Source organism: Streptomyces sp. R-74717 (assembly GCF_047305335.1).
Lineage (GTDB): Bacteria > Actinomycetota > Actinomycetes > Streptomycetales > Streptomycetaceae > Streptomyces > Streptomyces atratus.
In genome coordinates this window covers 7,866,646-7,881,595 of record NZ_CP102361.1, presented here as the reverse complement: position 1 = coordinate 7,881,595, position 14,950 = coordinate 7,866,646, and the positions used below count along the sequence as shown (strand labels likewise).

Below are 14,950 nucleotides of genomic sequence, written 5' to 3'. Positions count from 1 at the left end.
GCGAGACGACATTCCGTCTCTTTGCTGTGCGGTGTTTGTTCGAACACCGCCGCATCGCGCGGAACGTTACCGTATCGCGATCAGACAACCACTTCGACGCCTTCGCCGGGAGCTTTACCCGACGCCCGTTCGGACTCCAGAGCGTTCTGAAGGATCACCACAGCGGCAGCCTGATCGATGACGGAACGGCCTTTTTTGGACTTCACGCCCGAGGCGCGCAGTCCTTGACTGGCCGTCACTGTGGTCATCCTCTCGTCCACCAGTCGCACCGGAATGGGCGCGACCGAGCGGGCGACCTCTTGGGCGAAGACCCGGATCTTGGCGGCGGCGGGGCCTTCACCGCCGCCGAGGGACCGCGGCAGGCCGATGATGATCTCGATCGGCTCGTACTCCTCGACGATCTGCCCGAGCCGCCGGTGGGCCGCCGGGACATCGCGTCCCGGAACGGTCTCCACCGGCGTGGCGAGGATCCCGTCGGGGTCGCACGAGGCGACCCCGATCCGGGCGTCCCCGACGTCGATCGCGAGACGACGACCGCGGCGCATCTGCGTCATCCCCGCCGTCACGCCGTCTCGGTGACGAGGCGTTCGACGGCGGCCACGGCGGCGCCGATGGCCTCGGGGTTCTGGCCACCGCCCTGGGCGACGTCCGGCTTGCCGCCGCCACCGCCGCCGAGGGTCTTGGCGGCCGTACGGACCAGGTCACCGGCCTTGAGTCCGCGCTCACGAGCGGCCTCGTTGGTGGCGATCACGGTCAGCGGGCGACCGCCCGCCGTGGTGAACAGGGCCACGACAGCCGGGCGGCCGCCCTGGATACGTCCACGGACGTCGAGGACGAGCTTGCGCAGATCGTCGGCCGAGGTGCCGTCCGGTACCTGACCGGTGACCAGGGCGACGCCCCGTACGTCCTTGGCGGAATCGGCCAGTCCGGCGGCGGCCTGGAGGACCTTCTCCGCGCGGAACTTCTCGATCTCCTTCTCGGCGTCCTTCAGCTTGCCGAGCATTCCCGCAATCTTCTCCGGGAGCTCCTCGGGACGGCCCTTGACCAGCTCCTGGAGCTGGGCGACGACCGTGTGCTCCCTGGCGAGGAAGTTGTACGCGTCGACACCGACGAGGGCCTCGATACGGCGCACACCGGAACCGATGGACGATTCGCCGAGCAGCTTCACCAGACCCAGCTGGGCGGTGTTGTGGACGTGCGTACCGCCGCAGAGCTCCTTGGAGAAGTCGCCGATGGTGACGACCCGGACCCGCTCGCCGTACTTCTCGCCGAACTCGGCGATGGCGCCCTGCTTCTTGGCCTCGTCGATCGACATGACCTCGGCCTGGACGTCGAGTTCGCGGGAAAGGACCTCGTTGATCTTCTGCTCGACGTCGGTGAGCACCGTGCCGGGTACGGCGGCGGGCGAGCCGAAGTCGAAGCGGAAGCGGCCCGGCGAGTTCTCCGAACCGGCCTGGGCGGCCGTCGGGCCCAGTGCGTCGCGCAGCGCCTGGTGCGTGAGGTGCGTGGCGCTGTGGGCACGGGCGATGGCGCGGCGGCGGGTGTTGTCGATGGCGGCGTAGGCACAGGCGCCGACGGTCACCTCGCCGACCTGTACCGAGCCCTTGTGGACGGAGACGCCGGGGACGGGCTGCTGCACGTCGCGCACCTGGATGACGGCGCCGCTGTCGAGCCGGATCCGGCCCTGGTCGGCGAGCTGGCCGCCACCCTCGGCGTAGAACGGGGTGCGGTCCAGGACGACTTCGACCTCGTCGCCCTCGGTGGCGGCGGGCGAGGGCACACCGTCGACGAGCAGGCCGACGATGGTCGACTCGCCCTCGGTGGCGGTGTAGCCGGTGAACTCGGTGATGCCGGAGTTGTCGGCGACCGCACGGTAGGCGGACAGGTCGGCGTGGCCGGTCTTCTTGGCCTTGGCGTCGGCCTTGGCGCGCTCCCGCTGCTCCCTCATCAGGCGGCGGAAGCCGTCCTCGTCCACCGAGAGGCCCTGTTCGGCGGCCATCTCCAGGGTGAGGTCGATCGGGAAGCCCCAGGTGTCGTGGAGCAGGAACGCCTTGTCGCCGGCGAGGACCTTGCCGCCGGCGGCCTTGGTCTCGGTGACGGCGGTGTCGAGGATGTTGGTGCCGCCCTTGAGGGCCTTGAGGAAGGCGGCTTCCTCGGCGAGGGCGACGGTCTCGATGCGCTTGCGGTCGGTGATCAGCTCCGGGTACTGCTGCCCCATCGTGTTGATCACGACGTCGACCAGGTCCTTGACGACAGGGCCCGTGGCACCGAGCAGTCGCATGTTGCGGATGGCACGGCGCATGATGCGGCGCAGCACGTAGCCGCGGCCCTCGTTGCCGGGGGTGACGCCGTCACCGATCAGCATCATGGAGGTACGGATGTGGTCGGCGACCACGCGGAGCGAGACGTCCGAACCGTGGTCGGCGCCGTACCGGACGCCGGTCAGCTCGGTGGCCTTGTCCATGACGACGCGCAGGGTGTCGGTCTCGTACATGTTCTGTACGCCCTGCAGGATCATGGCGAGGCGTTCCAGGCCCAGACCCGTGTCGATGTTCTTCGACGGCAGGTCACCGAGGATCGGGAAGTCCTCCTTGCCGTCACCGGCGCCCCGCTCGTACTGCATGAAGACCAGGTTCCAGATCTCCACGTAGCGCTCGTCGTTGACGGCCGGGCCGCCCTCGACGCCGAACTCGGGGCCGCGGTCGTAATTGATCTCCGAGCAGGGGCCGCAGGGACCGGGGACGCCCATGGACCAGAAGTTGTCCTTCTTGCCCAGGCGCTGGATACGCTCGGCCGGTACGCCGATCTTGTCGCGCCAGATGGCCTCGGCCTCGTCATCGTCCAGATAGACCGTGATCCACAGCCGCTCGGGGTCGAGCCCGAAGCCGCCCTCCGCCACGGAGCTCGTCAGAGCCTCCCAGGCGTAGCTGATGGCGCCTTCCTTGAAGTAGTCACCGAAGGAGAAGTTGCCGCACATCTGGAAGAACGTGCCGTGCCGAGTGGTCTTGCCGACCTCTTCGATGTCCGGCGTACGGACGCACTTCTGCACGCTGGTGACGCGCGGGGCGGGCGGCTTGACCTCGCCGAGGAAGTACGGCTTGAAGGGGACCATGCCCGCGGGGACCAGGAGCAGAGTCGGGTCGTCCGCGATGAGCGACGCCGAAGGGACGACGGTGTGACCGCGCTCCTCGAAGAAGCTCAGCCAGCGGCGACGAATTTCAGCCGACTCCATCAGTGGTCCTCATTCCGGTTGTACGAGTTGTAGGGGAGCTTGCGGTAGTTGGTGGCTTCGAGGGACCTGTCCGGTCCGACGGGCTCGGCCGCCTCGACGGCGAAATGACGCCGTACGGGGAGGTCGGGGTCGACCGGTGCCTCCAGGCCCAGCGCCTCGCCCAGTTCGGCCTCGCGCCGAGCCATGGACTCACGGACGTCCAGAGCGAAGTCCTTGAGTTTGTGGCCCGTCTCGATCGCCTTGTCCGCGGCCTGCGCCGCAAGACTCTCGGGAGTCAGCTGCTTGAGCTTCCGGTTGACCTTGGCGGTGGCCCAGACACCGGCGGCGGCGCCGGCGGTGAACCAGAACGTACGGCGGAACATCGCTGCGTCAGTCCTTCGATCCGCGGGAGTTTCTGCCGCTGCGCTTCCTGCCGCGCGCGGCAGGCACGGTGCGGCCGACGATCACCGTACGACGAGCCGGCCGACGGGCAGGTTCCGGTTCGGGATCGGTCTTGCGGCCGATGGCCTGCCGTACCCCGTAACCGAACGCGGCGACCTTGACGAGCGGGCCACCGAAGGCCGAGGCGACAGTGGTGGAGAGCGCCGAGGCGTTCGAGGTGACTTCCTGTACGTCCGTGGCGATCGCGTCGACCTTGTCGAGCTGGGTCTGCGCGGAGCGCACGGTGGCGGAGGCGTCGGCAAGCAGTGGGACCGCCTGCTCGGTCACGTCCGCCACGAGCTTGGTGGTCGCTCTGAGCGTCTGGGCCAGCCTCACCAGTACGACGGCGAGGAACGAAACCAGGATCGCCCAGAAGACGGCCACCAGGATCCCGGCCACCTCTCCACCGGACACAGTGCACCGCTCTCTAGCTTGTCGCTGTCTCTGTACTGTCTCTGCCAGGTCCGGCGACCGCTGTCGCAACAGCCGATCGTCGTCTCCCGAGCCTATCGCGCCGGTGGTCGCGCCCTGTACCGCATTACCGGCGGCAAGGACCGCAGTTGCCATGAGGAGATTTTACGGAGAGATTCCGTACCAGTACTCTGCGTGTTTCATGCGACGCCCCCAGCGCCCCTTTCCGTCCCCCCGCGATCCCACTGTCCCCGCAACCGCCCTCGGCAGTCTCCCGGCGGAACTGAACAGATTCGTGGGGCGGGAGGATGAACTGGCCGATCTCGGTCAGTTGCTGGACGAGTCGAGGCTCGTCACCGTGGTCGGAGTGGGTGGGGTGGGCAAGACCCGTTGTGCCACCAAGATCGCGACGCTCATGGAGAAACGGTACTGCGACGGGGTCTGGTTGGTGGAGCTGTCCGCCATCCACGATCCCGGGCTGCTGGAACATGCGCTGGTCGATGCCCTGGGACTCACCGATCACACCAGCAGACCGCCCCGCACGACACTCCTCGAACATCTTGCCGGGCGCCAACTCCTCCTGGTGATCGACGGCTTCGAGCATCTCGTGGACGCCTGCGCGGAGCTGGTACGGGAACTGCTGCGTCGGTCCCCGCTCCTGCGGGTACTGGCCGCCGGGCGGCTGCCCCTGGAGCTGGACGGCGAGCTCACGTTCCCGCTCGCACCGATGACGGACGAGGACGCGATGCTGCTCTTCGCGGAGCGGGCCGCCGCGGTGCGGCCGGAGTTCCGGCTGACCGACCACAATCGCGCCACCGCGCGGGAGCTGTGCCGTCGGCTGGACGGGATCCCGCTCGCGCTGGAACTGGCTGCCGGACGACTGCGCGCCCTGTCCACCGAGCAGGTGCTGCAGCGCCTGGACGACCGCTTCCGGCTGCTGACCGGCGCCGGCCGGAGCGCGCCGGCGCGCCACCAGACGCTCCGTACGGCCATCGGCTGGAGTCATGAACTCTGCGTTCCGGAGCAGCGGCTGCTGTGGGCGCGGCTCTCGGTGTTCGCCGGGCAGTTCGATCTGGAGGCCGTCGAATACATCTGCAGCGGCGTCGATCTGCCGGCCGAGTCGGTGCTCGATGTGCTCTCCGGGCTGCTGACGCAGTCCGTCGTCGTGCGCGAGGACTCGGCGGCAGGCACCCGCTACCGGATGCTGGACACGGTCCGGGAGTACGGGGCCGAGTGGCTGGCGGCCACCGGTGACACGGACCGGTTGCGACGCCGCCACCGGGACTGGTTCCTGGGTCTTGCCACCTGGTGCGAGCTCGACTGGTTCAGCCCGCGTCAGGGTGAGGTGGCCGCCCGGGTCGAGAGCGAGCTGCCGAATCTGCGGCGGGCGATGGAGTGTTCGCTGGAGAGCCCGGGCGAGGCCCACCTCGCGCAGTATCTGGCGGGCACCCTCTGGTTCCTCTGGGTGGGCTGCGGACGTCTCTCGGAGGGCCGGCACTGGCTGGACCATGTGCTGGAGGAGGAGACACCGTACGACTCCTCGCGACTGAAGGCGCTGTGGGTGCTCGGACATGTGGCCGTGCTGCAGGGCGACCCGGTCGGTGCGGTCTGTGCGCTGCAGGAGTGCCGGGACGAGGCCGACCGTACCGACGACTCCACGGCGCTCGCCTACGCGGTGCACCGGATGGGGTGTCTGGCGCTCGTCACGGACGACATGGTCAGGGCGCAGGAACTGCTGGACGACGCGCTCGGCCGCTACCGGGAGCTCGGCGAGCTGAACAGCAATGTGCTGATGGCCCGGATCGAGCTGGCGATGGCGGTCGGATTCCGCGGGGATCTGGACGGCGCGGCCGCGATCTGCGAAGAGGTCAGGGAGATCTGCGAGGACCACGGGGAGCGGTGGGCCCTCTCGTACGCGCTCTACGTACTGGCCTTCGCGGCGCTGCAACGGGGCCGGCCGGGCCGGGCCCGGGAGCTGCTCGGGGAGTCCCTGACGATCGGCCATGCCTTCCACGACCTGCTCGGCTCGGTGCTCGCCCTGGAGCTGCTGGCACTGGTCACGGCGGTCGAGGGGGATGCGGCGGAGGCGGCGGTGCTGCAGGGGGCGGCCGACCGGATCTGGCCGTCGGTGGGGCTGCCGCTGTTCGGTTCGGCGTACTACGGGCAGCCGCGCGCCCGGTGCGAGGAGCTGGCCCGCCGGAAGCTGGGCGACGGCCCCTATGAATCGGGCCTGCGTGCGGGTGGCCTACTGGATCTGGACGCGGCGGTGGCCAGGGCGCTGGCGAACGGGCCTGCGGACCGGCCGGGGACGCCGGGGCGGCTGTCCGGGCCCCTGCCGGGCCCCGGGAAAATGCGGAGGCCCGCCGCCTCCCGTACATCGGGAAGGGGCGGGCCTGAGCGCTGGTGAGAGCGGCTACGCCTGGATCAGCGGGCGTAGTACTCGACGACGAGCTGCTCGTCGCAGATCACGGGGATTTCCTTGCGGTTCGGGTCCCGGTCAAGGCGGAAGGCCAGGGCCTTCAGGTTCACCTGCAGGTAGCGCGGGGTCTCGCCGTCGGGGGCGTAACCACCCTCGCGGGCAACCTGGAAGGGGTGCTTGTCGCGGCTGCGCTCACGGACCATCACGATGTTGTCGGGACGGACACGGAAGGACGGCTTGTCGACCTTGCGGCCGTCGACCTCGATGTGACCGTGCACGACCATCTGGCGGGCCTGGTAGATGGTCTTGGCGATGCCCGAACGCAGGACCAGGGCGTCGAGGCGACGCTCGAGCTCGACGACGAGCGCCTCGCCCGTCTTGCCCTCGGCCTTCTTGGCGCGGTCGTAGGCACGCGCCATCTGGCGCTCGCTGATGTCGTACTGGGCGCGCAGACGCTGCTTCTCCAGCAGACGGACCTTGTAGTCCGAGTTCTGCTTGCGGCCACGGCCGTGCTCGCCCGGCGGGTAGGGGCGGGCCTCGAAGTACTTGACAGCCTTCGGCGTCAGCGCAATGCCGAGCGCGCGGCTCTTCTTGACCTTGGGACGCGACTGGTTAGGCACGTTCTCCAGACCTCCGTTGTAGGTTAGGTTAGGCTCACCTTACTTGAGGAGATCGCATGTCTCGCCCGGGGAACACCACACACGTCACGGACAGCACTGACAGCGTCGACACCCCTCAGGGTGCCGATACGACGGAGGACCGATCAGATCGTGGTCAGCCGCGTCCCGGCGGGCTTGAAAACACTCGGATGCCGTCAGCAGCCGAGCGCACACGAACTCTCGTACAGAGTACCTGTTCGGCAGTACTGCTCGTTCCCGGGCTGAACGCACCCGGCTCCGATCAGCTGATGCCACTGACCAGGAACGTGGGCCCCGACGGGGATCTGTTCCTCGAACTCCCCGCTGATTCCCCGGCCGTGCGGGCCGCGACGCACGCCGAGGACGACGAGCTGACCGCTGTGCTGGAGATCACGGACGTCGCCCCGGTCTCCGTACCGCACCGCATCCGCGGCCGCGCCCGGGTCTCGGGTCGGCTCACCACCGTACCGGGCATGTCGGGGCCCGGCCGGATGACGCTCCGGCTGGAGACGGGCGAGGCGTACGTCGACGATCTGTGGGGCGCCGAGGAGGTCGAACCCGACGAATTCCGCGACGCGGCCCCCGATCCGCTCGTCGCACACGAGGTGGAGCTGCTGCAACACCTGCACGCGGCGCACGGCGAACAACTGGACACACTGTGCGGGCTGCTCGGCGAGCGTGCGGCCCGTCGCTGCGCGGCCCACCAACCCTCCGTCGTACCGCTCGCGCTGGACCGGTACGGGCTGCGTGTGCGCTTCTGCGAGGACGGGGGGTGCTTCGACGCACGCTTCGAATTCCCCGAGCCGGTGCGGGACATCGGCGAGCTGCGCCACGCCATGCGCACGCTCTTCGAGGCGGCGGCGCACTGAACGGGGCAACGGCCCCTGCGCGTCCTCCTCAGTCGGCGGACGGGCCGCAGAGCCGCTCGCGGACCCGCTCCACCACATCCGCGTAGCGCGCTTCCGCGCCGTAGCGCGTGGGCTGGTAGTAGTGCTTGTCGCGTACGGCGTCCGGGGCGTACTGCTGAGCGGCGATACCGCCGGGGACATCGTGCGGATACACATAGCCCTGGGCGTGGCCCAGCTTGGCGGCGCCCTTGTAGTGGCCGTCACGCAGATGGGCCGGGACCGGGCCCGCGAGCCCCTTCCGTACGTCCTCCTGGGCGGCGAAGATCGCCAGTGTCGCCGCATTGGACTTGGGGGCAAGGGCCAGGGCGATCGTGGCATGGCTCAGGGTGAGCGCCGCCTCGGGGAAACCGATCATGGCGACCGCCTGGGCGGCCGCGACAGCGGTGGGCAGTGCCGTGGGGTCGGCCAGACCGATGTCCTCGCTGGCCGAGATCATCAGCCGCCGGGCGATGAACCGCGGGTCCTCCCCCGCCTCGATCATCCGGGCCAGATAGTGCAGCGCGGCATCCACATCGGAGCCGCGGATCGACTTGATGAGCGCACTCGCCACGTCGTAGTGCTGGTCGCCGTCCCGGTCGTACTTGACGGCGGCACGGTCGACGGTCTCCTCCAGGGTCAGGAGGGTGATCTCCTTCTCCTGTTTGGCCAGCGCCGCACCGGCCGCGGCCTCCAGTGCCGTGAGCGCCCGGCGGGCGTCACCACCCGCGATACGCAGCAGATGCGCCTCGGCGTCCTCCGGCAGCGCCACCGCGCCGCCGAGTCCGCGCTCGTCGGTCAGGGCACGCTGCAGCAGGCCGCGCAGATCGTCGTCGGTGAGCGATTCCAGGGTGAGCAGCAGCGAGCGCGACAGCAGCGGCGAGATGATCGAGAAGTACGGATTCTCGGTGGTCGCGGCGATAAGCGTCACCCAGCGGTTCTCCACGGCCGGAAGCAGTGAGTCCTGCTGCGCCTTGGAGAAGCGGTGGATCTCGTCGAGGAAGAGGACGGTCTCCTTGCCGTATCCGCCGGTGGCGCGGCGGGCGCCCTCGATGACGGCCCGCACTTCCTTGACGCCCGCGGTGATCGCTGAGAGCTCGACGAAGCGCTTGTTGGTGGCCTTGCTGACCACGTACGCCAGAGTCGTCTTCCCGATGCCGGGCGGGCCCCAGAGGATCACCGACGACGGGCCTGCCGGCCCGCCGTTCCCCTCGCCGACGAGGCGGCGCAGCGGCGAGCCCGGCTTGAGCAGATGCTGCTGGCCGACGACCTCGTCGAGGGTGCGGGGACGCATCCGGACAGCCAGTGGGCTGCTGGACGGGTCCTTCTCCTGGCGGTCTTCGGCGGCTGCGGTAAAGAGGTCGGGCTCCACGTTTTGAAGCCTATGTCACGGCACCGACATCCCTGCCGGGCCGGTCGCCCGGCAGGAGCGACGGGCCGGTCAGCTGGTCCAGAAGTCCCACCAGCGGGTCAGGACCAGCATGCCGATGATGCCGATCCACAGGACCGGCGGCACCCAGTGGAACTCCGTCAGCCCGTTGCGCAGCCAGTTCGGCGCGGGCAGGATCCGGTGCTTGATGTTGTGCGTGGTGACGTAGCAGAACATGAAGATCGTGGCGACCCAGGCCAGGACACACCACAGGCAGAGCGAGTTGATGTTGTAGAGCGACTGGTACTGGAGCCAGGTGCAGAAACCGACGCCGAACAGCGTGCCGGCATTCATCCCGAGCCAGTACCAGCTGCGGAAGCGGGCGCCCGCGAGGAGCGCCAGGCCGATGCCGATGATCACGGAGTAGGTGGCCAGACCGAGCATCGGGTTCGGGAAGCCGAAGGCGGCCGCCTGCTCGCTCTTCATGATGTTGCTGCATGCGACGACCGGGTTGAGGCTGCAGCCCGGTGTGAAGTTGGGGTCCTCCAGCAACTTGAACTTGTCGATGGTGATGGCCCAGGCGGCAAGGAGTCCGGCGGCGCCCGTGATCACCAGCAGCAGTGCGAACGCGCGACTGCCGCCGATGATCCTCTTCCCGCCGTCCTCGTCCTGGTCGGAGGAGGGATGGTCAACCGCTGCAGTCGTCATATCGCCGTTCCATCAGTGAGTGGCCTGCTGGGCACGGTCATTGTGCCGCACGACACCGCTGGCCTGCTGTTAGATGGACATAAAGGTGTGCGCGAGGCTCCGCGCACGGCCGGTATGGAACGCGCGGGTCCGCGAGACGCTCCGGCCCATGACTGAACTTGTGGTGGAGGGGCGCGGCCTGCGCAAGCACTACGGCGAAGCGACCGCGGTCGACGGCCGGGACCTGGGCATCCGGCAGTACGGGGGTGTTCTCGATCCTCGGACCGAACGGGGCCGGGAAGAGCACAGCCGTCGAAATCCTGCAGGGCCATCGCAGCCGCGGCGGAGGGACCGTGTCGGTTCTCGGCGTGGACCCGGCTTCCGCCGACCGCCGTTGGCGTTCCCGGGTCGTCGTCCGACAGGATGAATCCACCCCCGCCGAGTTGACGGTTCGCGAGACGGTGACGCACTTCGGCTGACCGGGGTGGGCCGGTGAGCCCTGCGCTCCCGGTCGCCGGACGGGCCGGTGTTCCAGTCCGTCCGGCGACCGGGAGACTCTAGGCCAGGCGCCCGCGGATCGCCTCGGCCACGTCCGGCAGGGGTACCGCCGTCTGCTCGCCGGACTCCATGTCCTTGAGCTGGACGACGCCCTCGGCCAGGTCCCGCTCACCCGCGACGATCGTGAACCGCGCCCCGGACCGGTTCGCGCTCTTCATCGCACCCTTGAGGCCGCGGTTTCCGTACGCGAAGTCCGTCGCCACACCCTCGCGGCGCAGCTGCGTGACGATCCCGAAGAGCACCCGCCGGGCCTCTTCGCCGAGCGGTACCGCGAAGACGCTGGTGGCCGCGGGCAGTTCGAGCTCGATGCCCTCCGCCTCCAGCGCAAGCACCGTACGGTCCACGCCGAGTGCCCAGCCGACCGACGGGAGCGCAGGGCCGCCGATCATCTCGGAGAGGCCGTCGTAGCGGCCGCCGCCGCCCACCGCGGACTGCGAGCCGAGTCCGTCGTGGACGAACTCGAAGGTGGTGCGGGTGTAGTAGTCGAGACCGCGGACGAGTTTCTCGTCGTCCTCGTACACGACGCCGGCGGCGGTCAGCAGTTCGCGGACCTCCTCGTGGTACGCCTTGCACGCGTCGCACAGGTAGTCGCGCAGCACCGGAGCGCCGACCAGCTGCTTCTGCACCTCGGGGCGCTTGTCGTCGAGGACCCGCAGCGGGTTGAGCTCGATGCGGCGGCGGGTGTCGTCGTCGAGGTCGAGGTCGCGCAGGAACTCCTGGAGCGCGTCCCGGTAGACGGGGCGGCACTCCTTGTCGCCCAGCGAGTTCAGCAGGATGCGGAAGTTCTGCAGACCCAGCGTGCGGTACGCCTGGTCGGCCAGGATGATCAGCTCGGCGTCCAGCGCCGGGTCCTCGGCGCCGATCGCCTCGGCACCGACCTGCGAGAAGTGCCGGTAGCGGCCCTTCTGCGGGCGCTCGTAGCGGTAGTACGAGCCGGAGTACCAGAGCTTCACGGGCAGGTTGCCGAGCTTGTGGAGGTTGGCCTCCAGCGCGGCGCGCAGCACGGACGCGGTGCCCTCGGGGCGCAGCGCCAGCTGGGAGCCGCCCTTGGTGGTGAGGGTGTACATCTCCTTGGTCACGATGTCGGTGGACTCACCGACACCGCGCGAGAAGAGGGCGACGTCCTCGAAGCCGGGCGTCTCGATGTAGCCGTAGCCGGAGTTCTTCAGGGGTGCGGCGATCGCCTCGCGCACCGCGAGGTACTTCGCGGAGTCGGGCGGGGTCAGGTCGTACGTGCCCTTGGGGGCCTTGAAGGTACTCACGGAATTTCTCTCGTCACATTCCTCGTCGGGGCGCGTCCATACCGTGCAGATACGGATTCGAGGCGCGCTCGCGGCCGATGGTCGTCTGGGGGCCGTGGCCGGACAGCACCACGGTCGAGTCGTCGAGCGGCAGGCACACACGGGCCAGCGACTCGAGCAGCTCGGCGTGGTCGCCGCCGGGCAGGTCGGTGCGTCCGACGGAGCCGGCGAAGAGCAGGTCGCCCGAGAAGAGGATCTGCGGAACATCCGCGGCCTCGGGCAACCTGAACGTCACCGACCCCTTGGTATGGCCGGGCGCATGCGCGACACCGAACTCCAGACCGGCCAGCTTCAGCTGGGCGCCGTCACTCAGTTCCTTGACGTCGTCCGGCTCCCCCACCGTCAGCTCGCCCATGAGCGGCATCCCGATGGAGCGGCCGAGGGCCTTCTCCGGGTCGCTCATCATGTACCGGTCCTCCGGGTGGATCCAGGCAGGGACGTCGTGCGCGCCGCACACCGGGACGACCGAGGCGACATGGTCGATGTGGCCGTGGGTCAGCACGACGGCGACGGGCTTCAGCCGATGCTTCTTCAGCGTTTCCTCGACTCCGGATGCGGCCTGATGGCCCGGGTCGATGATCACGCACTCCTCGCCTGCGGCCGGGGCGACCAGGTAACAGTTGGTCCCCCAGGCCCCGGCGGGGAACCCGGCAATGAGCACGATCGTCCTTAATGGTCGTCCGACGGTGGACTGCGACTGAGAAGGTCGCGGCAGTTCAGAGCCTACCGGCGCTCCTCATTCCACAGCTAACCCATATACGGTACGGGGCAGCCCAGGCCTCATCACACGACCTACAAGGAGATCACCCGGTGGTCAGCAGCGATCAGCGGCGGCGGCAGCTCGCCAGGGAGAAGTTCGAGCGGCAGCAGCAGCGCCGGGAGGAGGCCCGCCGCAGGACGAGGCGTCTGACGGTTGTCATCGCGTCCGTGGTGGCCGTGGCCGCGATCGTCGGGGTGGGCTCGTATCTCGCCCTCGACGGCGACGGCAAGAAGGACAAGAGCGACGCGGCCGCGAGCGCGAGCCCGTCGGCCTCGCCGTCGGCGAGCGAGAGCAGCGTGCCCGAGCCCGCGCTGAAGATCGACAAAAAGGCGAAGTACACGATGTCGCTCAAGACGAGCCAGGGCGACATCGCGTTCACGATGGACGCGGCGAAGACGCCGCACACCACGAACTCCTTCAAGTCGCTGGCCGACAAGGACTTCTTCGACGGTACGAAGTGTCACCGGCTGACCACGCAGGGCATTTTCGTCCTGCAGTGCGGTGACCCCAAGGGCGACGGCACGGGCGGCCCCGGCTACACGATCCCGGACGAGAACCTGACCGCGCTGGGCAAGGCGGGCAAGGACGGCACGGTGACCTATCCGGCGGGCACGGTGGCGATGGCGAACACCGGCCAGGCGCACACCGGTGGCAGCCAGTTCTTCCTCGTGTACAAGGACAGCAAACTGCCGCCCAGCTACACCCCGTTCGGCACGATGGACGATGCCTCGCTGAAGACGGTCAAGGACATCGGTGCGGCGGGTGTGGCCGGCGGTGCGGCCGACGGTGCGCCGAAGAAGGCCGTGAACATCTCGAAGGCCGCTGTCGACAAGTCGTGACGCGGCCGGACCGGGCCGGCCGGTGGTGACGACGAAGGGCGGGCCGGATTATTTTCGGCCGCGCTGAGTGCGGACAGCCGGGCGGCCGGTCGCCTAGATTGGCGTTGTGCAGGGCGGGCGCTGCCCGCCCCAGGAAACTGTGGACGATGCCAGGGGGGCGAACCCTCTCGCAGGCATCAGGTGGAGGAGGCGCTGTGAGCAGCGACCCGTGGGGCCGCGTCGATGAGACGGGCACCGTGTACGTGCGTACAGCCGATGGCGAACAGGTCGTCGGATCGTGGCAGGCGGGTTCCCCCGAGGAGGCACTGGCCTACTTCGAGCGCAAGTACGAGGGCATTGTGGTCGAGATCGGCCTCCTCGAACGGCGGGTGAAGACCACGGACCTGTCGGCCAAGGACGCCACGACCGCCATCGAGCATCTGCGTCTGCAGGTGGACGAGCATCACGCCGTCGGTGACCTCGACGCGCTGCGCAAGCGACTCGACGCGCTGGTTGCGACGGTCGACTCGCGGCGCGAGGAGCGCAAGGCCCAGAAGGCGAAGCAGACCGACGAGGCGAAGCACGCCAAGGAGGCGCTGGTCGCCGAGGCCGAGGAGCTGGCGCAGAGCGAGCAGTGGCGCTCCGCGGGCGAGCGCCTCCGTGCGCTCGTCGACACGTGGAAGGGCCTGCCGCGGCTCGACCGCAAGTCCGACGACGAGCTGTGGCACCGCTTCTCGCACGCCCGCTCGGCGTTCTCCAAGCGCCGCAAGGCCCACTTCGCCTCGCTGGACGCCCAGCGCGAGGAGGCCCGCAAGGCCAAGGAGAAGCTGGTCGTGGAGGCCGAGTCGCTCTCCGGCTCCGCGGACTGGGGAGCGACGGCCGCCCGTTATCGCGACCTGATGACGGAGTGGAAGGCTGCGGGCCGCGCCCAGCGCGAGGCCGAGGACGATCTGTGGAACCGCTTCCGCGGTGCTCAGGACGTCTTCTTCGCCGCCCGCAGCGAGATCTTCGCCGAGCGGGACGCGGAGCAGGGCGAGAACCTCAAGCTCAAGGAGGATCTCGCAGTCGAGGCCGAGAAGCTGGTGCCGGTGCAGGACCTGAAGGCGGCCAGGGCCGCGTTCCGGGCCATCAACGAGCGCTGGGAGGCCATCGGCCATGTGCCGCGTGACGCCCGCCCGAAGGTCGAGGGGCGGATGCACGCGGTGGAACGGGCGCTCCAGGAGGCGGAGGAGTCGGAGTGGCGCCGGACGAACCCGGAGGCGCGTGCGCGCGCCGCAGGTCTGACCGGTCAGCTGCAGGCGGCCGTGGACAAGCTGCGTACGCAGATCGACACGGCCCGCGCCTCGGGCAACAACGCCCGGGCCGACAAGCTGGCCAAGGAGCTCGAAGGCCGGCAGGCGCTGCTGGACCAGGCGCTGAAGGGCCTGGAGGAGTTCGGCGGGTGAAACACAGC

At 69.2% G+C, this 14,950-nt stretch carries 13 protein-coding genes and 1 pseudogene; 5 read left to right on the top strand and 9 right to left on the bottom strand.

Going from position 1 to position 14,950, the window contains the following annotated elements; all coding sequences use genetic code 11:
- Positions 1-80 precede the first annotated feature (80 nt).
- Genes ruvX through NRF20_RS36195 form a run of 4 tightly spaced genes read right to left on the bottom strand, consistent with a single transcriptional unit; the run spans position 81 to position 4,051 of the window.
- Positions 81-554 carry a Holliday junction resolvase RuvX gene (gene ruvX / locus NRF20_RS36210; protein ID WP_326769964.1) on the bottom strand — a complete coding sequence of 158 codons (474 nt, stop codon included), beginning with the start codon at positions 552-554 and terminating at the stop codon, positions 81-83.
- A gap of 8 nt (positions 555-562) precedes the next feature.
- Complete coding sequence (gene alaS, locus NRF20_RS36205) at positions 563-3,232, bottom strand: alanine--tRNA ligase (RefSeq protein WP_266363143.1); 2,670 nt, start codon at positions 3,230-3,232, stop codon at positions 563-565.
- A complete protein-coding gene (locus NRF20_RS36200; protein WP_266363141.1) occupies positions 3,232-3,594 on the bottom strand; it encodes a DUF6167 family protein in 363 nt (120 codons plus the stop codon). Before NRF20_RS36200 ends, alaS begins: the two co-directional genes overlap by 1 nt.
- 7 nt (positions 3,595-3,601) lie before the next feature.
- Positions 3,602-4,051 (bottom strand): DUF948 domain-containing protein, encoded by a 450-nt coding sequence (locus tag NRF20_RS36195; protein WP_351260934.1) that lies wholly within the window; start codon positions 4,049-4,051, stop codon positions 3,602-3,604.
- A 214-nt stretch (positions 4,052-4,265) separates the two neighbouring features.
- Between NRF20_RS36195 and NRF20_RS36190 the strand changes: the two genes are divergently transcribed.
- Positions 4,266-6,470 (top strand): ATP-binding protein, encoded by a 2,205-nt coding sequence (locus NRF20_RS36190; RefSeq protein ID WP_413753945.1) that lies wholly within the window; start codon positions 4,266-4,268, stop codon positions 6,468-6,470.
- A gap of 17 nt (positions 6,471-6,487) precedes the next feature.
- Here the strand turns inward: NRF20_RS36190 and rpsD are convergent, their stop codons facing one another.
- Entirely contained in the window at positions 6,488-7,102 is a 615-nt protein-coding gene (gene rpsD / locus NRF20_RS36185) for a 30S ribosomal protein S4 (RefSeq protein ID WP_114243508.1), read from the bottom strand.
- A gap of 188 nt (positions 7,103-7,290) precedes the next feature.
- On the opposite strand from rpsD, the gene NRF20_RS36180 reads away from it, so the two are divergent.
- Positions 7,291-7,989: a DUF2470 domain-containing protein gene (locus tag NRF20_RS36180; RefSeq protein ID WP_398629005.1), complete on the top strand. Its 699-nt coding sequence runs from the start codon at positions 7,291-7,293 to the stop codon at positions 7,987-7,989.
- Between the two features lie 28 nt (positions 7,990-8,017).
- On the opposite strand, the gene NRF20_RS36175 is transcribed toward NRF20_RS36180, so the two are convergent.
- On the bottom strand, positions 8,018-9,376 hold the full coding sequence (locus NRF20_RS36175) for a replication-associated recombination protein A (protein ID WP_398629006.1): 1,359 nt from the start codon (positions 9,374-9,376) through the stop codon (positions 8,018-8,020).
- Between the two features lie 69 nt (positions 9,377-9,445).
- On the bottom strand, positions 9,446-10,081 hold the full coding sequence (locus tag NRF20_RS36170; protein WP_398629007.1) for a vitamin K epoxide reductase family protein: 636 nt from the start codon (positions 10,079-10,081) through the stop codon (positions 9,446-9,448).
- A gap of 148 nt (positions 10,082-10,229) precedes the next feature.
- On the opposite strand from NRF20_RS36170, the pseudogene NRF20_RS36165 reads away from it, so the two are divergent.
- Positions 10,230-10,533 (top strand): annotated as a pseudogene (locus tag NRF20_RS36165) (ATP-binding cassette domain-containing protein); the annotation flags it as partial.
- 84 nt (positions 10,534-10,617) lie between these two features.
- Here the strand turns inward: NRF20_RS36165 and hisS are convergent.
- Positions 10,618-11,880, bottom strand: a complete 1,263-nt coding sequence (gene hisS / locus NRF20_RS36160; protein WP_266363129.1) for a histidine--tRNA ligase — start codon at positions 11,878-11,880, stop codon at positions 10,618-10,620.
- Positions 11,881-11,893: 13 nt separating this feature from the next.
- On the bottom strand, positions 11,894-12,580 hold the full coding sequence (locus tag NRF20_RS36155) for an MBL fold metallo-hydrolase (RefSeq protein ID WP_266363127.1): 687 nt from the start codon (positions 12,578-12,580) through the stop codon (positions 11,894-11,896).
- Between the two features lie 149 nt (positions 12,581-12,729).
- On the opposite strand from NRF20_RS36155, the gene NRF20_RS36150 reads away from it, so the two are divergent.
- Positions 12,730-13,518, top strand: a complete 789-nt coding sequence (locus NRF20_RS36150) for a peptidylprolyl isomerase (RefSeq protein WP_398629008.1) — start codon at positions 12,730-12,732, stop codon at positions 13,516-13,518.
- 194 nt (positions 13,519-13,712) lie between these two features.
- The gene (locus NRF20_RS36145; RefSeq protein ID WP_398629009.1) at positions 13,713-14,942 is read left to right on the top strand and encodes a DUF349 domain-containing protein; all 1,230 of its coding nucleotides are present in this window, start codon (positions 13,713-13,715) and stop codon (positions 14,940-14,942) included.
- Positions 14,943-14,950 lie beyond the last annotated feature (8 nt).